Here is a 21,354-nt window from a genome sequence, read left to right as displayed (position 1 = left end):
CTGGGCATAGTACAAAAACATAATCCAGATCAATTCCGGGCAGTAAAAACCAAAACTTCATGACAATCACCTATGCCGTCGGCGAGACAGCAAAGAAAACGCCGCCCGAAGGCGGCGTTTTCAGGGGATGCGGTGCAGCGGGAGGCGCTCAGGCCTCGGCCACGCCTTCCAGCAGTTGCTGCAGTTCGCCGGCCTGGTACATCTCGCGCATGATGTCGCAGCCACCGACGAATTCGCCCTTGATGTAGAGCTGGGGAATGGTCGGCCAGTTGGCGTAATCCTTGATGCCCTGGCGGATATCGGCGTTCTCCAGCACATTCACGCTGAAGAACTTGTTCACGCCACAGGCCTTGAGGATTTGCACGGCGGTGGAGGAAAAGCCGCACTGGGGAAACTGGGGCGTGCCCTTCATGTAGAGCACTACCGGGTTGCCAGTTACCTGTTCCTTGATCAGATCTTGTACGTCCACGCTACTTACTCCAGTCGATGATTCAATGTTGATCAGTGTTGATTGAGAGGGTTAATCCTTGAGCCTGCCGCCGCTGACCCGCTCGATGCCGGCCAGGTCGCGCCAGGAACCGACTTCTTGGAACCCGCCGGCGGCGAGAAGTTCGCGCACGCTGGCCGCCTGGTCGTAACCGTGTTCCAGCAGCAGCCAGCCACCGGGCACCAGATGGGCCGGCGCCCCGGCAATGATGGCGCGCAGGCAGGAGAGCCCGTCGCCGCCATCGGTGAGGGCCCCGTTGGGCTCGAAGGGCAGGCCGTTCTGCAACAGGTGTGGGTCCTGGGCCGCCACATAGGGCGGGTTGGAGACGATCAGCTCGAACTGCTCACCGGCCAGGCCGGCGAACCAGTCGCTTTGCCGGAATTCAACCCGGCCGCCCAGGCGCTCGGCATTCTCGGCCGCCACGGCCAGGGCCGCAGGGGACACATCCACCGCCGTCACCTTGGCTTCGGGCCATTCGCAGGCGATGCTCACGGCAATGGCACCGCTGCCGGTACCCAGGTCGGCCACCCGGGGCCAGGTCAGGCTTTTCAGGCGTTCCAGGGCCAGCAACACCAGCAGCTCGGTGTCAGGCCGGGGGATCAGCACATCGGGCGTCACCTTGAAGCTGCGGCTGAAAAATTCCTTCTCGCCGGTGAGGTAAGCCAGGGGCTCGCCCCGTTCCCGGCGCATGACCAGGGCCATGAAGGTCTCGCCGTCGGCGGCGGCCATGGGTGCGTCGGGCCGGGTCAGGTACTCCACATGGTTGATACCCAGGCAGTATTGCAGCAGCAGCCGGGCATCCAGGGGGGCGATGCGGCGACGCACCTGCTCCACCGCCTGGCGGCGGGTCAGGCCGGTGCTGTCGCCCGGGGCGGCGGCCGGAGCGGCTTTACCGGCGGCCATCTCAGCCCTGCTCGGCGGCCAGGGCGGCCAGCTGTTCGGCCTGATGCTCGGCCAGGAGGGCGGAGGTCAGTTCCTCCAGGTCGCCGTCCATGACGTAGTCGAGCTTGTACAGGGTCAGGTTGATGCGGTGGTCGGTGATGCGGCCCTGGGGGTAGTTGTAGGTGCGGATGCGCTCGGAGCGGTCGCCGCTGCCCACCAGGCTCTTGCGCGTGGCAGCCTCCTTGGCCTGCTGCTCGCGCACCTGCACATCCCTGATGCGAGCCGCCAGCACCCGCATGGCGGAAGCCTTGTTGGCGTGCTGGGAGCGACCGTCCTGGCACTCGGCGACGATACCCGTGGGCAGGTGGGTGATGCGCACCGCCGAATCGGTCTTGTTGATGTGCTGGCCGCCGGCGCCGGAGGCGCGGAAGGTGTCGATGCGCAGGTCGGCGGGATTGAGGTCCACGTCGGCCACTTCGTCCGCCTCGGGCATCACCGCCACGGTGCAGGCGGAGGTGTGGATGCGGCCCTGGGTCTCGGTGGCCGGCACCCGCTGCACGCGGTGGCCGCCGGACTCGAACTTGAGTTTGGAATAGGCGCCCAGGCCGGTGGAAGTGTTGCCGGCGATGCGCACGATCACTTCCTTGTAGCCGCCCAGGTCGGATTCGCTGGCGGAAACCACTTCCACCTGCCAACGCTGGCGCTCGGCGTAGCGGCTGTACATGCGGAAAAGGTCGGCGGCGAACAGGGCGGATTCGTCACCGCCGGTACCGGCCCGGATTTCCAGGAAAATGTTGCGCTCGTCGTTGGGGTCCCGGGGCAGCAGCAGCTTCTGCAGGTCCACTTCCAGTTCCGGCAGGCGGGCCTTGGCGGCTTCCACTTCCTCTTCCGCCAGTTCCTTCATGTCCGGGTCCGCCAGCATTTCCTGGGCCGCGGCCAGGTCGCCTTCGGCCTGGCGGAAGGCAGCGTAGAGGGCCACTACCGGGTCCAGTTCGGCCCGCTCCTTGGTCAGCTTGCGGAACTGGTCCATGTCCTTGGTGGCTTCCTCGCTGGACAGCAGGGCATCCACCTCCTCGAGGCGGCGGGTCAGTTGTTCGAGCTTTTCGCGGATGCTGGGTTTCATTCTGGGCAATCAATAGACGACAGCCACCCACGGCAGCAGGCCGGGCGCCGGGCGCCCGCGGCCCTATTCGCCGTGGTGCAGGTGGAAGAGGCGGGTGATGAGATGCTGCAGGTCGCCCCGCTCCTCCCCGGCCTGACTGAGGACCTGGGTGGGGGCATGGAGGAATTTGTTGGTCAGGCGCTGGGAGAGGGCCTGCAACACTTTTTCCGGGTTCTCGCCCCGGGCCAGCAGCTTCAGGGCGTGTTCCATTTCATGGCGGCGCATGCGCTCGGCGGAATCGCGCAGGGCGCGGATCACCGGCACGCTGTCCCGGGTATCCAGCCAGTGCAGGAACTGGCCGACCTGGGTGGTGATGATGGATTCGGCTTCCACCACGGCGGCCTGGCGGGATTCCAGGCCGGCTTCCACCACCTGAGCCAGATCGTCCACGGTGTAGAGGAAAACGTCGTCCAGCTCGCCCACCTCGGGCTCGATATCCCGGGGCACGGCCAGATCCACCATGAAGACGGGCTTGTGGCGGCGCGCCTTGACGGTGCGCTCCATCATACCCAGGCCGATGATGGGCAGGGGGCTGGCGGTGCAGGAAACCACGATGTCGAACTGGGGCAGGTGCTCGGCCAGGGCATCGAGGCGGATGGCGGTGGTGGCAATGCCGTCGGCCTGGAGCCGGTCGGCCAGGGCCTGGCCGCGCTCCACGGTGCGGTTGGCGATAGTCACCTGCTTGGGCTTCTGGGCCGCGAAGTGGGTGGCGCACAGCTCGATCATTTCACCGGCGCCGATGAAGAGGATGCGCTGGTCGGCCACGGATTCGAAGATGCGCTCGGCCAGATGCACGCCGGCGGCGGCCATGGAAACGATGTTGGCACCGATGGCGGTGGTGCTGCGCACTTCCTTGGCCACGGCGAAGGAGCGCTGGAACAGCTTGTTGAGCATGGTGCCCAGGGTGCCCGCCTCTTCCGCCACCCGCACGGCATCCTTCATTTGGCCCAGGATCTGGGGCTCGCCGATGACCATGGAATCGAGGCCGGAGGCGACGCGGAAGGCGTGGCGCACAGCCTCGGGCTGGGGCAGGGTGTACAAGTAGGGCTGGATGGTGCTGCGGGGCAGGCGGTGGTACTCGGCCAGCCAGTCGGCGGCCGCTTCCGGCGTATCCGTGGCGCAATACAGCTCGGTGCGGTTGCAGGTGGAGAGGATCGCCGCTTCCTTGACCGGCTTGGCCTGCACCAGCCCGGCCAGGGCTTCGGTCAGGGTCTCGGCATGAAACGCCACCTGCTCGCGCACCGAAACGGGTGCCGAGTGATGGTTGATACCGAGCGTGAAGAGGGCCAGGGACATGGGGATGGGCAGGAGCTGTGCGGGAAAGGTAGGCGGGAAGCAGGCGGCTCAGAAACTGGGGCGGATTATAACACCGCCCCCCCAAGGGGCTTTTCTGATGAACATCAAGGGCGCTGCCACTTCTCCCCGCAGCGGCCTCATTCTGGCTGCCGGCTGTCCAGCAGCAGGGTCACCGGGCCGTCATTGACCAGTTCCACCTGCATGTCGGCACCGAAGACGCCGCAGGCCACGGGACGCCCCAGGCGGCTTTCGAGCAGGGCGACAAAGCGTTCGAAGAGGGGACGGGCCACCTCCGGCGGCGCCGCCCGGCTCCAGGAAGGCCGGTTGCCCTTGCGGGTGGAGGCAAAGAGGGTGAACTGGCTGACCGCCAGGATGCCACCACCCGTTTCCTCCAGGCTGCGGTTCATGACGCCCTGGGCGTCGGAGAAAATGCGCAGGCGCAGCAGCTTGCCGGCCAGCCACTCCATGCCGGCGGCCGTTACTTCGGCATCCTCGCCGTCGGCCGCTTCCACGCCGACCAGCAGCAACAGGCCCGGGCCGGTCTCCCCCACCACCGCGCCTTCCACCCGCACGGCGGCGGAGCGTACCCGTTGCAGCACGACACGCATGGCAAAACCCCGTCGAAAAAAGGGGGCAGTGTAGCAAAGCCGACGTACGCCCTTTCGCATATTGTCCACGCCCCTGGCCGTTCCTAGAATGGGGCATCTCTTTCGCCGGCCCGCCCATGCCCGCCACTCCGCGCCTGCCCGGCCACATTCGCGGCATCCTCCGCCCTGCCCTCGCCTATACCCTGGTGGCCACCGGCCTGGCCGTCGGCATCGTCTATTCCCTGCTGCTCTGGCAAACCGCCGCAGACCGCCTGCGCCACAACGAGGAACTGGAATTTCAGCAACAGGCCGAGCGCCTGGTGCGGCAGACCCAGTTCCACCTCAACCTCTACCGGGCCGGGCTCAACTCCGTGCGCGGCCTCTTCCTCTCTTCCGACGAGGTCACCCGGGAGGAATTTTCCGGCTACATCAACGCCCTGGATCTGGTGCGCAACTACCCTGGCCTGCGGGCCATGGCTTTCAACCGCTATGTCACCCCGGAACAGTTGCCGGCCTTCGCCGCCCGCACCGCCAAATCCCTGGCCCAGAGCGCGCCCCACCTGCCGCCCTTCCAGGTCTTTCCGCCCGGCGACACCCCCCACCATCTGGTGGTGGAATACATCGAGCCCCTGATCGACAACGCCCGGGCCCTGGGGCGCGACCTCTACACCGACCGGCCCCGGCAGAACGCCGTGGATTACGCCCTGCGCCACGATTTCAGCGCCACCGGCCCGATCAACCTGGCCCAGCACCCGAGCCGGCCCGCCATCCTGCTCAACATGCCCGTCTTCCCGCCGCCCCAGGGCGGCCCCCGCCGCATCGAACGGCTCAAGGGCACGGTCTCCGCCTCCTTCGTCCTCGACACCTTCTTCGACCAGGTGCTCGACGCCCGGGAGCCCCTGCAACTGACGGCGGAGGACATGGGCAGCATCAATGAACGGGCGGCGCCCCAGCTGCTCTACAGCAACTGCCGCCAGGGCCGCAATTGCAGCCCCCCCGGCGCCCACACCTACGAGGAGCAGATCGAATACGGCGGCCGCCTGTGGCGGCTCAAGGTGAGCGCCCTCACCGCCCCGGAGGACAGCACCGCCCTCGCCCTCTCCTGGTATCTCCTCATCACCGGCATTGCCGCCACCCTGCTCTTCGGTGGCCTAGCCGCCAGCGCCATCCGCGCCCGGCTCCAGGCCCAGCGCCTGCACGACGCCCTGCAGGAGCGGGAGACCATCCTGCGCACCGCCCCGGACGGCCATTTCCTCACCCAGGATGGCCGCCTGATCTGGGGCAACGACGCCTTCTTCGCCCTCATCGGCGGCAACCGCCGGGAGCTGCTGGAGCAGCCCTGGGAACCGGCCCTGGAAGATCTGGGACGCCTGCCGGAACTGCGGGAAAACCTCGCCCAGGCCCTGCGCTCCGGCCGCCCCTTCCGCATGGAGGCCCCCTGGCGGCGGGAGGATGGCCACTGCTTCTGGAGCCGCATGACCGCCACCCGGGCCGACCCGGAGCAACCGGCCAAGGGCGTCATCTGGACCCTGGAAGACATCAGCGAACGCAAGGCGGCAGAAAACCGTATCACCCACCAGGCCCACCACGACCCCCTCACCGGCCTGGCCAACCGGGCCGCCCTGGTGGCCGAGGCCGAGCGCCTGCTGGCCCAGGCCCGGCGGGGCCACGATGGTGCCGCCGTATTCTTCATTGACCTGGACCGTTTCAAGGCCATCAACGACCAGTACGGCCACGACCTGGGGGATGCCCTGCTCATGGAAGTGGCCCGGCGCATCCAGGCCACGGTGCGTGAGATGGATCTGGCGGTGCGCCTGGGGGGTGACGAATTCGTGGTGCTGGCCCCCCAGCTGGGGGACCCGATGGACGCCGGGCGCATGGCGGCGCGGCTGGAGGAGGCCCTGGCGGCGCCCTACCACCTGCGGGAACTGGAGTTGCACAGCAGCGCCAGCATCGGCATCAGCCTCTTCCCCCGGGATGGGGAAAACCTCGACACCCTGCTGCAACGGGCGGACACCGCCATGTACCAGGCCAAGACCGCCGGGCGCGACAACTACCAGTTCTACGGCAGCGGCAACCCGGACTGAGGCCGACGCCGCGGATGCGGGAAATCATCCGGCCCAGGCCGGGCGGGACGGGGTCGCCAGCCTGGGTGGCAGAGAGAAGCACGGTGGGGGAAGGGGAACACAGGGAATGCGGGGCAGGCAGCCCCACTGGCGGCGCCATCAACGCCAACACCACACCAGCGCCATAACGGCGCCACACCGGCACCGTGCCAAGGTCAGCGCCCCAAGCGGGCGCCCCCAAGCCTCAGGGCGGGTCAGCCCGCGGACGCTCGGCAGACGCTCAGGGGCCGCCCCAAAACCGGCCGGAACGGCAACAGGGGCGCGGACATCCCAGGAGCGTGGCGTCCTGCTTGGCTCTCCGCGGCAATACCAGGAAGAGCCGCGCCCTGCTTGCCCCTCCGGGCACGCCCCATTTGATTTTCAGGAACGACGGCACCCGGCGGGGAGGCCTGAGCATCCCGCAGGCCGACGCAGCAGCCTGCCGCTTCAGCAATCCTGCAGCAGGATCAGATGTACCCGGTAGGGGCCGTGGGCACCCAGCACCAGGGTCTGCTCGATGTCGCCGGTGCGGGAAGGGCCGGAAACGAAATTGACGCCCCGGGGCGGCGTGCCCCGTTCGGCCCGCAGTTTGGCCCAGCCCTCTTCCATGCCCCACAGCAGCAGGGAGGCGGGCACCAGGGCCACGTGGGTTTCCGGCAGCAGGCTGGTAACGGCGTGGGTGTCGCTCTCCCCCAGCAGCATCAGGGTGCCGGTTTCGGCGATGGCGCAGTAGCAGCTGGTGATACCCAGCCGGTCGTCGCCCCGGGCAGCACCGAGGCGGATCTCCAGGCCGGCGCCGGCCCAGTCGAGATGACCCAGGGAAGGCCAGGCCACGCCCTGGCGCGGCAAATCCTTTTCCGCCAGGTAACGGGCCAGGGCAGCCGGCGCGTCGGCCCAGGTGGAGACGACCTCCACCGTGCTGGCCAGGGATTCGGCGCGGCGCCGGAATTCCGCCAGCAGATCGGCGCCGGGGGTCGGCCGGGGGCCCTGGGGCTGGCCGATGTGGGCGGCCAGGGCGGCTTCGGCCCGGGCACGGCGGGCGGCCAGTTGGTCGGCGCCCAGGCGTTGCCCCAGGCGGTTGAGAATGTCGTTGCGGGCAGACATGAAAACTCCTGAATCCTTTAGGCGACGCGGTTGCCGGCGCCGGGGGGCAGATCGCCCCGGGCAAAGGCTTCCAGATTGTCGATGAGCTGGTCGGCCAGGGCCTGCATGGCCGGGGCGCTGGCCCAGGCCACATGGGGCGTGAGCAGGAAGTTGGGGGCGGCCAGCAGGTCCGGCGAGAGCAGCGGGTTGTCGTCCGTCGGCGGCTCCGCCGTCAGCACGTCGAAGCCGGCGCCGGCGATGCGTCCTTCACGCAGGGCGGCCGCCAGGGCCGCCTCGTCCACCAGACCGCCCCGGGCGGTGTTGATGAGCAGGGCGGTGGGCTTCATGGCCGCCAGCTCCGCCGCGCCGATCAGGTGGCGGGTGGCATCGGTCAGGGGGCAATGCAGGCTCAGGGCGTCGGCTTCGGCCAGCACCGTGGCGAAATCCACGTAACCGGGGCGCACCGTGGCGGCGCCCTTGCGCTCGGCCAGCAGTACCTTCATGCCGAAGGCGGCGGCGAGGCGGGCGACGCCCTGGCCCAGGCTACCGCTGCCGACGATGCCCAGGGTGGCACCGTGCAGGTCGCGGATCGGGTGGTCGAAGAAACAGAACTGTTCGGAACGCTGCCAGCGCCCCGCGGCCAGGCTCTGGCGATAGGCCAGCAGGTTGCGGGAGAGTGCCAGAAGCAAGGAAAAGACATGCTCCGGCACGGTATGGGCGGCATAGCCGCGAATGTTGGTGACGGCAATGCCAAGGCGGCGGGCCGCGTCCAGATTCACATTGTTGGTGCCGGTGGCGGCCACCGCCACCAGCTTCAACTGGGGCAGGCGGGACATCAGCCCGTCGGTGAAGGGCAGCTTGTTGACGATGGCGATGGTGGCGCCGGCCAGCCGGGCTTCCAACTCGTCCACCGTGGTGCGAGGGTATTCCACCCACTCATGGGCAAAGGCGGGACGCCGCACCTCGGCGCGGATGGATTCCCGCTCCAGATAGACGATGCGCTGCATGCCGCCCCTCAGCCCTGCAGGGCAGCCTGGAGGGTGGCGGTAACGGCCGCCGGGGCCAGGGCCACCACAGGCCGGCTGCCGGCCACGCCCTGCACCTTCTCGGCCAGATCGGCAGCGCCGGCAAAGGCCAGCAGGTCGACACCGGGGTGTTCGGCCATGGCCTTCAGCACGGCCTCGTCGCCCTGCACCAGGTTGCAGGCGCCATCGGGCAGGCCGGCGCGGGTGAACAGTTCGGCCACGGCCAGGGCGCAGGACGGCGCCAGGGGGCTGGGCTTGAGCACCACCACGGCGCCGGCGGCCAGGGCCGAGGCGGCCAGGGCGGCGGGCGACAGCAGGGGCGCCACGTTGTCGCTGACGGCGGCCACCAGGCGGGCGGCACCGTGGGGGGCCGGCATCTGGCGTAGGCAGGCGATGGTGGCGGCCACTTCGGCCTGGGCCACGGCCGGGTCGCAGCCGGTTTCTTCCACCAGCAGCTTGGCGAAGTGGCCGGTATAGCGATCCAGGCTGTCGGCCACGGTGTTGAGGCAGCCCCGCCGGGTTTCCACATCGGCAGCAGACCAGGCAGCCAGGGCCAGGCGGGCGTTATCCACCGCCGTTGCCACCTCGTCGGCACCGCACAGGGGCACCTTGCGCACCACTTCGCCGGCGGGATTCTGGATGTCGCGGAACACCGGGGCCATGGTCAGATAGGCGCGGCCGCCGATCCACAGGGGCAGGGCCGGGGCTTCGTTGGGGGAGGTCATCATGGAGGCAGTCCTCGGAAATTTTCAAAAATCTGGATCGCCGCAGTGAGCGGCAAGGGTTTCAGGGTGGGGGCAGCCGGCTTCACGGCCGGCTTCAGGCGCAGGCCCCGCAGCATAGCCCGGGCCGGCGGGGAAACCTTTGATCCCCTTCAAGGCCGGGGGAACACCGGGCGTGCCCGGCATCGCTGGGCCCAGGGCACGGCGGAATGCGGGGACTACGGAGGTGCGGGAAATCAATGGAGATCCTTGCGGGCGGCGTACAGTTCGCGGAAGGTCTTGCCCTGGGGCGCCGGAAAATCCCGGCCGCGGCTCCATTCGGCCAGGCCGGGCAGCTTCTCGATACGCCCCTCGTCACCACCCATGACCTTCAGCACCCGGGCGCCGATGCCGGTAGCCAGGGCATAAAGCCGGGGCCGGGCGGCGAAGAAGCCCCAGGCCTTGAGGGACCACTTTTCCTGCCAGGAGCGCAGGCCGCCTTCCATCTGCTTTTCCCGCAGCTTGCGCAGCAGTTCCGGCAGGGGAATCTTCACCGGGCAGACGACGCTGCACTGGCCGCACAGGGTGGCGGCCTGGGGCAGGTCCGGCGCCTTCTCCAGGCCATTGTAGAGGGGCGTCAGCACCGAGCCCATGGGGCCGGGGTAGACCCAGCCGTAGGCGTGGCCGCCGATGCTCTGGTACACCGGGCAGTGGTTCATGCAGGCGCCGCAGCGGATACAGCGCAGCATTTCCTGAAAGTCGCTGCCCACCAGACTGGAACGGCCGTTGTCCATGAGCACGAAATACATGTGCTCGGGGCCCTCCTCTGCGGCTTCGGCCCGGGGGCCGGTGAGCAGGGAAACGTAGTTGGAAATGGTCTGGCCAGTGGCGGAGCGGGGCAGCAGGCGCAACAGGGCGGAAAGGTCTTCCAGGCTGGGAATGAGCTTTTCGATACCCACCACCGCCACATGCACCTTAGGCAGGGTGGTGACCATGCGGCCATTGCCCTCGTTGGTGACCAGGGCGACGGAGCCGGTTTCGGCAATGAGGAAGTTACCGCCGGAAATGCCCATGTCGGCGGAGAGGAAGTGCTCCCGCAGGGCCACCCGGGCCTCTCGGGTCAGGGCGGGAATGTCGATCTGCCCGGCGGGCGTCACGGGCCGGCCGTGGTAGCGGGCGAAGAGTTCATCCACCTCTTCCTTGTTCTTGTGGATGGCCGGCGCCAGGATGTGGGAGGGCGGCTCCTTGGCCAGCTGCAGGATGTACTCGCCCAGATCGGTTTCCACGGACTGCACGCCGGCAGCCTCCAGGCCTTCGTTGAGGCCGGCCTCTTCCGAAAGCATGGATTTGGACTTGATGACCTTTTTCACGCCGTGACGCTTGGCGATGTCCACAATCAGCTTCTGGGCTTCCCGGCCGTCCCGGGCCCACAGCACGGTGGCACCGCCGGCGGTGGCGCGGGCTTCGAAAATCTCCAGCCAGGCATCCAGGTCATCCAGCACCGTATCGCGAATATCGGCACCGACGCCCCGCAGGGTTTCAAAATCGCCGGCCTGGCCGACCTGATCAAACTCGGCGACGACCCGGGCCCGGCCCCCAACGAAGAGCTGCTTGGCTCCCTTGAGCTTGGATTGCAGGGCGGGATCGGCCAGGCGTTCGGCCGCCCGGGCTTTGAATTGGAGGGATTTGACTTCCACGGCAGGCGTTTCTAGAAGCGGGGAAAATTCCCGACAGTTAAAAAAATATTGCGGCGCACAATTCCATAATGCGAAAATTGGTCGTCACGGCAACAAAAGCCGAATTATAGTGCCCCTGGTCAGCAACCACAGGGTGCAAAAAGAAAGCGACCGAGAGAACATGGCAGAAAATGCTAGCAGCAGCGCAGGAAAGACCCGCCCGGCCACCAAGGCCGGCACGGAAAAGCCGGAGAGCCGCAACTCCATCCAGGTGATCGAGCGCATGATGTCCCTGCTCGATGCCCTGGCGGCCCAGCCGGATCCGGCCAGCCTGAAGCAGCTGTCCCAGGCCACCCAGCTCCACCCTTCCACCGCCCACCGCATCCTGGCGGCCATGACCCAGGCCCGCTTCGTCGAGCGCCAGGAGCCCGGCACTTACCGCCTCGGCATCCGCCTGCTGGAAATGGGCAATCTGGTGAAGTCCCGCATCAATCTGCGGGAAGTGGCCCTGCCCTATATGCAGACCCTGCACGAGACCATTGGCGAGGCGGTGAACCTGGGCGTGCGCCGCGACGACGAAATCGTCTATATCGAACGCACCTCCAGCGGCCGCTCCCTGGTGCGGGTGGTCTATCTGGTGGGCGGCAGCGCCCCCCTGCACCTGACCTCCGTCGGCAAGCTCTTCCTCGCCGAAGCCAGCGCCCAGGAAGTGAAGGAATACGCCAAGCGCACCAGCCTGCCGGGCAAGACGCCCCATTCCCTGACCACCCTGGCCGCCCTGGAAAAGGAACTGGAGAAGATCCGCCGCCATGGCATTGCCTTCGACAATGAGGAAGCGGAAATCGGCCTGAAGTGCGTCGCCGCCCCCATCCACGACGACGAAGGCCATCTGGTCGCCTGCCTCTCGGTCTCCGCCCCGACGGACCGCCACAAGCCCGACTGGGTAGACGAAGTGCGCCAAACCGCCGACACCATCGCCCAGGCCCTGGGCTACAGCAAGCCGCGCAAGTAACTGGTCGCGGCCGGCGCCCTGCCCTGCACCCATCTGGGCGAGCGGGGTTCCGGACAACACCGGCCCCGCCGGCGGGAACGCCAAGCAGGAAGACAGGCAAAGAAAAAGGCCGCGCATTGCGCGGCCTTTTTGCTGGACAGCTGATCCGGTGGAGGATCAGCTGATCATGAGGCAAGCATCAGGCGCGGCTGGTGCGACGCCCCAGGGAGGCGCTTTCCATCCAGCGCTTGATGCGGTTGGCGTCGCCGATACGAGTCATCTTGCCGGCAGAATCCAGCAACACGATGACCACCGGCCGCTCGGCCACCCGGGCCTGCATCACCAGGCACTTGCCGGCTTCCTGGATGTAACCGGTCTTGGAGAGGCCGATATCCCAGGTGCTGCTCTTCACCAGAGCGTTGGTGTTGTGGTACTCGAGCATGCGGCCGCTGGTTTCCACCAGGGCGCCGGAGGTGGTGGAGAATTCCCGGATCAGGGGATAGGTATGAGCGGCCGCCACCATCTTGGCCAAGTCATTGGCGGTGGAGACGTTATTGCTGGTGAGACCCGTGGGGTCTTCGAAATGGGTGTTCATCATGCCCAGGGAACGGGCCTTGCGGTTCATGGCTTCGACGAAGGCATGGAGGCCGCCGGGATAATGCCGGGCCAGGGTGTGGGCCGCCCGGTTTTCGGACGACATGAGGGCCAGCAGCAGGGCGTGTTCCCGGGTCAGCACGGTGCCAACGGAGAGACGGGAGCGGCTGCCCTTGAGGGTGTCGATATCCTCTTCGCCGATGGTCACGGAAGCGGCGAGATTCGGCTGGGAATCCAGCACCACCATGGCCGTCATCAGCTTGGTGATGGAGGCGATGGGCACCACGGCGGAGGCGTTCTTCTGGTAGATGACTTCGCCGTTGCCCTGATCCAGCACCAGGGCGGCGCTGGACTGCACGGCCAGGCGCTGGGCTTCGCCGAAGTCGGCGGGCACGGCGGAGGCACGATGCACGCTGGCGGCGCGGGAAGACGGGACAGCCTGGGAAACGACCTTGGGTTTGGCCGCGCCAGCGGGAGCCGCCTTGGCAGGCTTGAGGGATTTGGCGGGCTTGGCGCCAGCCGTGCTTTTCTGGGTTTTGCGTGCCTTGGGCTGGGCAGCTTCGGCAGCCGGGGGAACGGCCAGGGAAACAGCCGCGAAGCCCAGCAGCAGTGCGGGAATGAACGTCTTCCGCATCTGGATCTCCTGCGAGGTGTCGGGTTACCGAGATTTTACGCCAGTTTAATCAAGGAACTTAATACTTCAAGAAAAATAATGGGATGGCGCATTTTTCTTAAGCGATTCAACAGGTTTCAATCCAGATCAAGGAAAGCCCGTACCTCCCCGGCCCGGGCCTGGGTGTCCCGGTAGCCCAGCGCCATCAGGGCCTGCGTGTATTCGGCCTGGAACAGGAGATAGCTGGTCAGGGCACCACCGTTGCGGCGCAGGGCGCCAATCCCCGAAAGCAGGGCTTTGACCGGCCAGGGCAGGCTGCGGGCGTGGCGGGCCGCCAGATGGTCGAGGCGCTCGGAGGGCGCCAGCACCAGGGTCCGCAAGGGCCGCAGGGCCAAACCCGATTCCCGGCGCTGGGCCTCGGGAATGAGGGCCAGGGTGCGATTGATGCGGGTCAGGCGCTCGATATCCACCGCCAGGCCGTCGAGGAAGATGGAGGACAGCGCATGGCCAGCCACCTGGGCCAGGGAGGGGTAATCGTCGCCGCCGCCCCGGGCCTGCTGCTCCTGCCCCAGGCGCCCCGCCGCCACCACCAGGATGCGCGCTGCCCCCAGGTGGATGGCCGGTGCGATGGGGGCCAGCTGGCGCATGGAACCATCACCAAACCATTCCCGGTTGAGCCGCACAGCGGGAAAGATGAAGGGAATGGCGCAGGAGGCCATGAGATGGGAGACGCTCAGGCGCGCCCGCGCCCCGACCCGCTGGGCTCGCTGCCAGGGCTCGATGGCGGACTGTCCTTGGAAAAAGCTGACGCTCTGCCCCGAGCCGTAGCCGGAGGCGGTGATGCTCACCGCCCGCAGGGCACCGCAGCCGACAGCCCGGTCGATGCCGGCAAAATCCAGATCCGCCAGCAGCTCGGCCAGGGGAGCGTTGTCTAGCAGGGAACGGGGATTGCGGCGGATGAGCCAGCCCAGGGCCAGGGCGCCCAGCCAGCGGGCGCCGGCCAGGCCGATGCCCAGGGCGTCGCTGCGATAGACCCGCTGCACCTCCATGGTCTGCCAGACCTCCACCAGGCGATGCACGGCACCGCGGAAGTTCTCGGCGCCGCAGGCCAGGGTGGCGGCATTGATGGCCCCGGCAGAGGTGCCACAGATGATGGGGAAGGGATTGCGGGTGCCATCGGGCAGCAACTCGGCGATGGCCTGCAGGGCCCCAGCCTGATAGGCCGCCCGGGCGCCGCCACCGGAGAGCACCAGGGCGGTGCTTCCCGCCGGGTCGGCACCGCCGGAAGGCAATAGGGACGGGGGGTTTGGGTCTGCATCAGCCATGGGCCCAGTGTAAAGCGGCCCCGGCGTGGGATCACGTTGCGATGCAGCAGGGACGGGCCTCTCCGGCCAGCCGCGGTTTCAGGTACTGAACGACAGGGGGCAGCCCCCATGAAAACGCCCCGGAGGATCACTCCGGGGCGCGAGGGAAGAACCGGGACGCTGCGCTCAGCGCGCGGTGCCGGCATCCACCACCGTCAGGGCCGTCATATTGACGATACGGCGCACGGTGGCCGTGGGGGTGAGGATGTGCACCGGCTTGGCCGTACCAATGAGGATGGGCCCCACGGTCAGGTTGTCGCCGGCGGCCGTCTTCAGCAGATTGAAGGAGATGTTGGCCGCATCCAGGGTGGGCATGACCAGCAGGTTGGTCTGGCCCTTGACCCGGGAGTTGGGGAAGGCCTGCAGGCGGATCTGCTCGTCCAGGGCCGCATCGCCATGCATCTCGCCCTCGGCCTCCAGGTCCGGCGCCTGCTCTTCGAGCAGTTGCAACACCTTACGCATTTTGATGGAGGTGGGGGAGTCGTCGGTCCCGAAGGTGGAATGGGAAAGCAGGGCCACCTTGGGGACGATGCCGAAGCGGCGCACTTCTTCGGCGGCCAGCAGGGTCATCTCCGCCAGTTGCTCGGCGGTGGGGTCGTAGTTCACATAGGTGTCGCCGATGAACACGGTGCGGCCGGGCAGCATCAGCAGGTTGAGGGTGTAGTAGCTGCTCGCCTCCTGGCGGGTGCCGATGACGTGCTTCACATAGTAGCGGTGCAACTGGTGGCGGCCGAAGGTACCGCAGATGAGGCCATCCGCCATGCCCAGCTTGACCGCCAGGGAACCGCAGAGGGTGTGGCGGCGGCGCACTTCGCGCTTGGCGTAATCGAGGGAGACGCCCTTGCGCTCCATGAGGCGGTGGTATTCCTGCCAGAACTCGTCGTAGCGCGGGTTGTTGTCCGGGTCCAGGATGTCGAAGTCCAGGCTCTCGCGGATGCGCAGGCCGGCGGCTTCGATCTTGGCGTTGATCATGGCCGGGCGGCCGATGAGGATGGGGCGGGCGATGCGCTCTTCCACCACCACCTGGACGGCCCGCAGCACCCGCTCGTCTTCGCCTTCGGCATAGATGATGCGCTTGGGGGCGGCCTTGGCCTGGGCGAACACCGGCTTCATGATCAGGCCGGAGTGGTACACGAACTCGTTGAGGCTCTGCAGGTAGGCGGGCCAGTCGGTGATGGGCCGGGTGGCGACGCCGGAATCCATGGCCGCCTGGGCCACGGCGGGAGCGATCTTGACGATGAGGCGGGGATCGAAGGGCTTGGGGATCAGGTATTCAGGGCCGAAGGCGGAAACCTTCTCGCCATAGGCGGCGGCCACGACTTCGCTCTGCTCGGCCCGGGCCAGTTCGGCAATGGCCTTCACCGCCGCCAGCTTCATCTCTTCCGTAATGGTGGTGGCCCCAACGTCCAGGGCGCCGCGGAAGATGAAGGGAAAGCAGAGGACGTTGTTTACCTGGTTGGGGTAGTCGGAGCGACCGGTGGCGATGATGGCATCGTTGCGCACTTCCTTCACCAGGTCCGGCAGGATTTCCGGGGTGGGGTTGGCCAGGGCCAGAATCAGGGGATTCTTGGCCATTTTCACCACCATCTCCTGCTTCAGCACGCCGCCGGCGGACAGGCCGAGGAAGACGTCGGCACCTTCGATGACCTCGCCCAGGGTGCGGGCGTCGGTGTGCTTGGCGTAGCGGGCCTTGATCTCGTCCATCTCTTCGACACGGCCTTCATAGACCACGCCCTTGATGTCGGTGACCCAGATGTTCTCCACCGGCACGCCGAGCATCACCAGCAGGTCGAGACAGGCCAGGGCAGCCGCGCCAGCGCCGGAGGTGACCAGCTTGACGTCCTTCAGGTCTTTGCCCAGGTAGGTCAGGCCGTTGAGGATGGCAGCGCCGACCACGATGGCGGTACCGTGCTGGTCGTCGTGGAAGACGGGAATCTTCATCCGTTCCCGCAGCTTCTTCTCAATGTAGAAGCACTCGGGCGCCTTGATATCTTCCAGGTTGATGCCGCCGAAGGTGGGCTCCAGGGAAGCGATGGTTTCGATCAGCTTGTCCGGGTCGCGCTGTTCGATTTCCAGATCAAAGACGTCGATGTTGGCAAATTTCTTGAACAGTACGCCCTTGCCTTCCATCACCGGCTTGGCGGCGAGGGGGCCGATGTTGCCCAGGCCCAGCACAGCGGTGCCGTTGGTGATGACGCCCACCAGATTGGCCCGGGCGGTGACGGTGGAGACTTCGGCAGGGTTGGCGACGATCTCTTCACAAGCGGCGGCCACCCCGGGGGAATAGGCCATGGAAAGGTCGTATTGGTTGGTCAGCTGCTTGGTGGGCTGAACGGAAATTTTTCCCGGCTTGGGATTCCGATGGTAGTAGAGGGCGGCTTCGCGCAGCTGCTTATTGTCCATGGCTCGATCCACTATGCAAAAAATGATTTCACGATACGAAAGAATATATCAGGGTAATCCCCCATAGTCGAGTTTCTATTGCCCTGATCCTGTGGCATAATCCCGCGCTTTCCTGAATCCCGCCGATTCATTCACTGTAGTCAAGGGCTCACCGCGCCACAACCAAGCCGAGCATGTTTCTCACGGCAAATCCTCGCAGAGCGGAGAAATTCCACGCACCTGCGATCGTCGACAGCGGCGCCTCCTGCGCCGTGTGTCGCCGCGCGTGCCCTACAGCGAACAAACGGTCGCTCCTCAAGAAGAGCCGCACTCAGGAAAACCAGGACTACGCACCACGCGCTCGACTCGCCCGCCCTCACCAAGGTCGGGCGTTTTCGTTTTACCCGTCCTGATTTCTCTTTTCCCCTTTCTGGATTTTTTACCTCTTCCTGGAGACCTGGAGACCATGAGTACTTCCAACACCGTCGCCCCGATCAACGCTCCCGACTACGTGAAACACGAGGGCCTGAAGAAATGGGTTGCCGAAATCGCCGCCCTTACCCAGCCTGACCGTGTTTATTGGGCCGACGGATCCCAGGAGGAATACGACCGCCTGTGCGCCGAAATGGTCGCGGCCGGCACCCTGATCAAGCTCAACGAAGCCAAGCGCCCCAATTCCTACCTGGCCTTCTCCGATCCTTCCGATGTGGCTCGCGTCGAAGACCGCACCTACATCTGCTCCGAGAAGAAGGAAGACGCCGGCCCCACCAACAACTGGGAAGAGCCCGCCAAGATGCGCGAGACCCTCAACGGCCTGTTCAAGGGCTGTATGAAGGGCCGCACCATGTACGTCATTCCCTTCTCCATGGGCCCCCTGGGTTCCCCCATCGCCCATATCGGCATCGAGATCACCGACTCTGCCTACGTGGTCGTGAACATGCGCACCATGACCCGCATGGGCAAGGCCGTCAGCGAACTGCTGGGCACCTCCGGCGAGTTCGTGCCCTGCGTGCACACCGTGGGCGCCCCCCTGGAACCCGGTCAGCAAGACGTGAAGTGGCCCTGCAACCCCACCACCAAGTACATCGTGCACTATCCCGAAACCCGGGAAATCTGGTCCTACGGTTCCGGTTACGGCGGCAACGCCCTGCTCGGCAAGAAGTGCTTCGCCCTGCGCATCGCCTCCACCATGGCCCGTGACCAGGGTTGGCTGGCCGAACACATGCTGATCCTGGGCGTGGAATCCCCCGAAGGCGAAAAGTCCTACGTAGCTGCCGCCTTCCCCTCCGCCTGCGGCAAGACCAACTTTGCCATGCTGATCCCGCCCAAGTCCTTTAACGGCTGGAAGATCACCACCATCGGCGACGACATCGCCTGGATCAAGCCCCGCGTTGATGCCGACGGCGTCACCCGCTTCTACGCCATCAACCCGGAAGCCGGCTTCTTCGGCGTGGCCCCCGGTACCAGCGAGAAGACCAACTTCAATGCCCTGGCCACCCTGAAGGAAAACATCATCTTCACCAACGTGGCCCTGACCGATGATGGCGACGTGTGGTGGGAAGGTCTGACCAAGGAAGCCCCGGCTCACCTGATCGACTGGCAGGGCAAGGACTGGACCCCGGAAGACGGCAAGGCCGGTCGCAAGGCTGCCCACGCCAACTCCCGCTTCACCGCCCCCGCCGCCCAGTGCCCCTCCATCGACCCGGCCTGGGAAGATCCCGCCGGCGTGCCCATCTCCGCCTTCATCTTCGGCGGCCGCCGCGCCACCACCGTGCCCCTGGTGTACCAGGCCTTCAACTGGAACTTCGGTGTGTACATGGCTGCCACCCTAGGCTCGGAAACCACCGCTGCCGCCTTCGGCGCCCAGGGCGTGGTGCGTCGCGACCCCTTCGCCATGCTGCCCTTCTGCGGCTACCACATGGGTGACTATTTCAACCACTGGCTGAAGATGGGCCACACGGTGGAAGCCACCCCGAAGATCTTCTGCGTGAACTGGTTCCGCGTGGACGAAGAAGGCAAGTTCATGTGGCCCGGCTTCGGTGACAACATGCGCGTGCTGAAGTGGATCGTCGAACGCTGCAAGGGCACCATCGCCGCCAAGGAAACCAAGCTGGGCTGGATGCCCCGCTTCGAGGACATCGACTGGACCGGCACCGACGTAAACAAGGCCGAGTTCGATGCCCTGACCACCGTGGATGCGGATGCCTGGCAGAAGGAACTGGAACTGCACAAGGAATGGTTCGACAAGCTGGGCGAGAAGCTGCCCAAGGAACTGACCCTGAAGCGCGAACTGTTTGAACTGGGCCTGTTCAAGGACGTCGCTTAAGCCGGCACAGCTGCGCTAGGATGGAAGGCCGCCCCCGGGCGGCCTTTCTTTTTTGCCCCACTCTTTTGCCCCAACCGCCCCACGGAATATCCCATGCCCGTCTCCGCCCCCCGCCTTGCCGACATTGCCCCCTTCCACGTCATGGAACTGCTCGCCCGGGCCAAGGAACTGGAGGCCGAGGGACGGGACATCATCCACATGGAAGTGGGCGAACCGGACTTCCCCACCCCGGCGCCCATCCTCGCCGCCGCCCGCAATTTTCTGGAGGACGGCAAGGTCTTCTACACCCCGGCCCTGGGCTTGCCGGAACTGCGGGAAGCCATCTCCCGCTTCTACCGGGAACGCTACGGCGTCGAAGTACCGGCCCGGCGCATCGCCATCACCGCTGGCGCCTCCGGCGCCCTGACCCTGGCGCTGGCCTGCCTTGCCGCCCCCGGCAGCGAATGGCTGCTCACCGACCCGGGCTACCCCTGCAACCGCCATTTCGTGCGCGCCTTTGAAGGAGTACCGGTGAATATTCCGGTGGGCCCGGCAAGCAACTTCCAGCCGACCCTGGGTGATCTGGAAAGATACTGGACGCCCCAGACCCGGGGCGCCCTCTTCGCCTCCCCCGCCAACCCCACCGGCACCATGCTTAGCGCCGCCGAACTGGCGGCCATGGCCGACTTCATGCGGCAGCGCAACGGCCAGCTGATCATCGACGAGATCTACCACGGCCTCACTTACGAAGGCGATGCTCCCACGGCCCTGGCCGCCGGTGACGACATCTTCGTGGTGCAGAGCTTCTCCAAGTATTTCCAGATGACCGGCTGGCGCCTGGGCTTGCTAGTGATTCCCGAAGCCTTCGTGCGGGATGTGGAGAAGCTGGCCCAGAATCTGTTCATCTCCGCCTCCACCCCGGCCCAGCATGCCGCTCTGGCGGCCTTTCACCCCGAGACCATTGCCCTGCTGGAAAGCCGTCGCAGCGAATTCAAGGCCCGCCGGGATTACCTGGCTCCGGCCCTGGAGGCCATCGGCTTCCGCATCACCGCCCGCCCCCAGGGAGCGTTCTATCTTTACGCCGATTGCAGCGCCCTCACCGACGACTCCTTCACCTTCGCGCGCCGGGTACTGGAAGAAAGTGGTGTCGCCATTACTCCCGGCATCGACTTCGGCCAACACCTGGCCGCCAGCCATGTTCGCTTTGCCTACACCAATAGCCGGGAAAGGCTGGCCGAAGGCGTCGCACGCATTCGCCAACTCATTGGTTAATCCCTCGCCTGGTCAGCCGCTAAGGCCCTAGCCACCCCATCTGCTGCCGACCCGGCTGCTGTCAATTCCCCTGGCTTCGCAACATCGTAGCTGCTGGCAGAACACCCGGCAGAAGACCATTGGGCCTGGCTTCGCCACATCCCGCCCACCCAAAAAACAGAGACAAAAAAAACAACGGCCCCCCGTCAGGGGGACCGTTGTCCGTTGTGCCTTGCAGGCCGATTACTTCGGGCGGGAGCCGGTAGGAAAAGGCCAGGCAGCGGCAGGGTTCAAGGCGGTCTTGAGACCCGGGGTGGCCGCGGTGGAAGGCGTAGGAGCCGGAGCGGGCTCGGCGGCGGGAGCAGCCGGGGCTTCGACCTTTGTCACTTCGACCTTGGCGGCCTCTTTCTTGGGTGCAGCGGCCTTCTTCACAGCCGGCTTCGCAGCGGGCTTTGCAGCAACCTTGGGAGCAGCAGCCTTGACAGCGGGCTTCGCGGCCGGCTTGGCGGCAGGCTTCGCAGCGGCCTTGGCCGGCGCGGCCTTCTTCGCAGCGGGCTTGGCGGCAGGCTTCGCAGCAGCCTTGGCCGGTGCAGCCTTCTTCACTGCAGGCTTGGCAGCGGGCTTCGCAGCAACCTTGGGAGCAGCAGCCTTGACAGCGGGCTTCGCGGCCGGCTTGGCGGCAGGCTTTGCAGCGGCCTTGGCCGGCGCGGCCTTCTTTGCGGCGGGCTTGGCGGCAGGCTTTGCAGCAGCCTTGGCCGGCGCAGCCTTCTTTGCGGCGGGCTTGGCGGCAGGCTTTGCAGCAGCCTTGGCCGGCGCAGCCTTCTTTGCAGCAGCCTTGGCGGCGGGCTTT

At 66.4% G+C, this 21,354-nt stretch carries 16 protein-coding genes and 1 pseudogene; 4 read left to right on the top strand and 13 right to left on the bottom strand.

Annotated features, from left to right (window positions below):
* Positions 1 to 148 precede the first annotated feature (148 nt).
* The 5 genes from grxD to dtd form a co-directional block, all read right to left on the bottom strand.
* The gene (gene grxD / locus AZSI13_RS04895; protein WP_109040063.1) at positions 149 to 469 is read right to left on the bottom strand and encodes a Grx4 family monothiol glutaredoxin; all 321 of its coding nucleotides are present in this window, start codon (positions 467 to 469) and stop codon (positions 149 to 151) included.
* 51 nt (positions 470 to 520) lie between these two features.
* The gene (gene prmC, locus AZSI13_RS04890) at positions 521 to 1,390 is read right to left on the bottom strand and encodes a peptide chain release factor N(5)-glutamine methyltransferase (protein ID WP_235609675.1); all 870 of its coding nucleotides are present in this window, start codon (positions 1,388 to 1,390) and stop codon (positions 521 to 523) included.
* Position 1,391: 1 nt separating this feature from the next.
* The gene (gene prfA, locus AZSI13_RS04885; RefSeq protein WP_109040062.1) at positions 1,392 to 2,492 is read right to left on the bottom strand and encodes a peptide chain release factor 1; all 1,101 of its coding nucleotides are present in this window, start codon (positions 2,490 to 2,492) and stop codon (positions 1,392 to 1,394) included.
* A 63-nt stretch (positions 2,493 to 2,555) separates the two neighbouring features.
* Positions 2,556 to 3,821, bottom strand: coding sequence for a glutamyl-tRNA reductase (hemA, locus tag AZSI13_RS04880; protein WP_109040172.1), 1,266 nt, complete (start codon positions 3,819 to 3,821; stop codon positions 2,556 to 2,558).
* A gap of 143 nt (positions 3,822 to 3,964) precedes the next feature.
* Entirely contained in the window at positions 3,965 to 4,435 is a 471-nt protein-coding gene (gene dtd, locus AZSI13_RS04875) for a D-aminoacyl-tRNA deacylase (protein ID WP_109040061.1), read from the bottom strand.
* Positions 4,436 to 4,551: 116 nt separating this feature from the next.
* Here dtd and AZSI13_RS04870 point away from each other — a divergent pair, with 116 nt between their 5' ends.
* Positions 4,552 to 6,501 (top strand): diguanylate cyclase, encoded by a 1,950-nt coding sequence (locus AZSI13_RS04870; protein ID WP_109040060.1) that lies wholly within the window; start codon positions 4,552 to 4,554, stop codon positions 6,499 to 6,501.
* Positions 6,502 to 6,966: 465 nt separating this feature from the next.
* Here the strand turns inward: AZSI13_RS04870 and AZSI13_RS04865 are convergent, their stop codons facing one another.
* The 4 genes from AZSI13_RS04865 to AZSI13_RS04850 form a co-directional block, all read right to left on the bottom strand.
* Positions 6,967 to 7,623, bottom strand: a complete 657-nt coding sequence (locus tag AZSI13_RS04865) for a lactate utilization protein C (protein WP_109040059.1) — start codon at positions 7,621 to 7,623, stop codon at positions 6,967 to 6,969.
* Positions 7,624 to 7,640: 17 nt separating this feature from the next.
* Entirely contained in the window at positions 7,641 to 8,609 is a 969-nt protein-coding gene (locus tag AZSI13_RS04860; RefSeq protein ID WP_109040058.1) for a D-2-hydroxyacid dehydrogenase, read from the bottom strand.
* A gap of 8 nt (positions 8,610 to 8,617) precedes the next feature.
* On the bottom strand, positions 8,618 to 9,355 hold the full coding sequence (locus tag AZSI13_RS04855; RefSeq protein WP_109040057.1) for an aldehyde dehydrogenase family protein: 738 nt from the start codon (positions 9,353 to 9,355) through the stop codon (positions 8,618 to 8,620).
* A 230-nt stretch (positions 9,356 to 9,585) separates the two neighbouring features.
* The gene (locus tag AZSI13_RS04850; RefSeq protein ID WP_109040056.1) at positions 9,586 to 11,025 is read right to left on the bottom strand and encodes a LutB/LldF family L-lactate oxidation iron-sulfur protein; all 1,440 of its coding nucleotides are present in this window, start codon (positions 11,023 to 11,025) and stop codon (positions 9,586 to 9,588) included.
* A 262-nt stretch (positions 11,026 to 11,287) separates the two neighbouring features.
* Here AZSI13_RS04850 and AZSI13_RS04845 point away from each other — a divergent pair, with 262 nt between their 5' ends.
* Positions 11,288 to 12,016 carry an IclR family transcriptional regulator gene (locus tag AZSI13_RS04845; protein WP_235609679.1) on the top strand — a complete coding sequence of 243 codons (729 nt, stop codon included), beginning with the start codon at positions 11,288 to 11,290 and terminating at the stop codon, positions 12,014 to 12,016.
* 178 nt (positions 12,017 to 12,194) lie between these two features.
* Here AZSI13_RS04845 and pbpG read toward each other — a convergent pair whose 3' ends face one another.
* From pbpG to AZSI13_RS04830, 3 genes are all read right to left on the bottom strand, one after another.
* Positions 12,195 to 13,223: a D-alanyl-D-alanine endopeptidase gene (pbpG, locus tag AZSI13_RS04840; RefSeq protein WP_109040055.1), complete on the bottom strand. Its 1,029-nt coding sequence runs from the start codon at positions 13,221 to 13,223 to the stop codon at positions 12,195 to 12,197.
* 116 nt (positions 13,224 to 13,339) lie between these two features.
* Positions 13,340 to 14,527, bottom strand: coding sequence for a patatin-like phospholipase family protein (locus tag AZSI13_RS04835; RefSeq protein WP_109040054.1), 1,188 nt, complete (start codon positions 14,525 to 14,527; stop codon positions 13,340 to 13,342).
* A 165-nt stretch (positions 14,528 to 14,692) separates the two neighbouring features.
* Entirely contained in the window at positions 14,693 to 16,969 is a 2,277-nt protein-coding gene (locus AZSI13_RS04830) for an NADP-dependent malic enzyme (RefSeq protein ID WP_109040053.1), read from the bottom strand.
* Positions 16,970 to 17,414: 445 nt separating this feature from the next.
* Between AZSI13_RS04830 and AZSI13_RS04825 the strand changes: the two genes are divergently transcribed.
* Both AZSI13_RS04825 and AZSI13_RS04820 read left to right on the top strand, forming a co-directional pair.
* Positions 17,415 to 19,274: a phosphoenolpyruvate carboxykinase (GTP) gene (locus tag AZSI13_RS04825; protein ID WP_109040052.1), complete on the top strand. Its 1,860-nt coding sequence runs from the start codon at positions 17,415 to 17,417 to the stop codon at positions 19,272 to 19,274.
* A 93-nt stretch (positions 19,275 to 19,367) separates the two neighbouring features.
* Positions 19,368 to 20,525 carry a pyridoxal phosphate-dependent aminotransferase gene (locus tag AZSI13_RS04820; protein ID WP_109040051.1) on the top strand — a complete coding sequence of 386 codons (1,158 nt, stop codon included), beginning with the start codon at positions 19,368 to 19,370 and terminating at the stop codon, positions 20,523 to 20,525.
* A gap of 222 nt (positions 20,526 to 20,747) precedes the next feature.
* On the opposite strand, the pseudogene AZSI13_RS04815 reads toward AZSI13_RS04820, so the two are convergent.
* A pseudogene (locus AZSI13_RS04815) lies at positions 20,748 to 21,354 on the bottom strand (hypothetical protein); the annotation flags it as partial.

This window comes from Azospira sp. I13, assembly GCF_003112695.1.
GTDB lineage: Bacteria > Pseudomonadota > Gammaproteobacteria > Burkholderiales > Rhodocyclaceae > Azospira.
The sequence above is the reverse complement of the archived record's forward strand: the minus strand, read 5'-3'. Positions and strand labels throughout refer to the sequence as shown.

Coding starts and splice junctions, on each gene's coding strand:
- dtd (WP_109040061.1), bottom strand. CDS start 4,435: ATGCGTGTCGTGCTGCAACGGGTACGCTCCGCCGCCGTGCGGGTGGAA.
- pbpG (WP_109040055.1), bottom strand. CDS start 13,223: ATGCGGAAGACGTTCATTCCCGCACTGCTGCTGGGCTTCGCGGCTGTT.
- AZSI13_RS04855 (WP_109040057.1), bottom strand. CDS start 9,355: ATGATGACCTCCCCCAACGAAGCCCCGGCCCTGCCCCTGTGGATCGGC.
- AZSI13_RS04820 (WP_109040051.1), top strand. CDS start 19,368: ATGCCCGTCTCCGCCCCCCGCCTTGCCGACATTGCCCCCTTCCACGTC.
- AZSI13_RS04845 (WP_235609679.1), top strand. CDS start 11,288: ATGATGTCCCTGCTCGATGCCCTGGCGGCCCAGCCGGATCCGGCCAGC.
- prmC (WP_235609675.1), bottom strand. CDS start 1,390: ATGGCCGCCGGTAAAGCCGCTCCGGCCGCCGCCCCGGGCGACAGCACC.
- AZSI13_RS04825 (WP_109040052.1), top strand. CDS start 17,415: ATGAGTACTTCCAACACCGTCGCCCCGATCAACGCTCCCGACTACGTG.
- AZSI13_RS04830 (WP_109040053.1), bottom strand. CDS start 16,969: ATGGACAATAAGCAGCTGCGCGAAGCCGCCCTCTACTACCATCGGAAT.
- AZSI13_RS04865 (WP_109040059.1), bottom strand. CDS start 7,623: ATGTCTGCCCGCAACGACATTCTCAACCGCCTGGGGCAACGCCTGGGC.
- AZSI13_RS04860 (WP_109040058.1), bottom strand. CDS start 8,609: ATGCAGCGCATCGTCTATCTGGAGCGGGAATCCATCCGCGCCGAGGTG.
- prfA (WP_109040062.1), bottom strand. CDS start 2,492: ATGAAACCCAGCATCCGCGAAAAGCTCGAACAACTGACCCGCCGCCTC.
- AZSI13_RS04870 (WP_109040060.1), top strand. CDS start 4,552: ATGCCCGCCACTCCGCGCCTGCCCGGCCACATTCGCGGCATCCTCCGC.
- AZSI13_RS04835 (WP_109040054.1), bottom strand. CDS start 14,527: ATGGCTGATGCAGACCCAAACCCCCCGTCCCTATTGCCTTCCGGCGGT.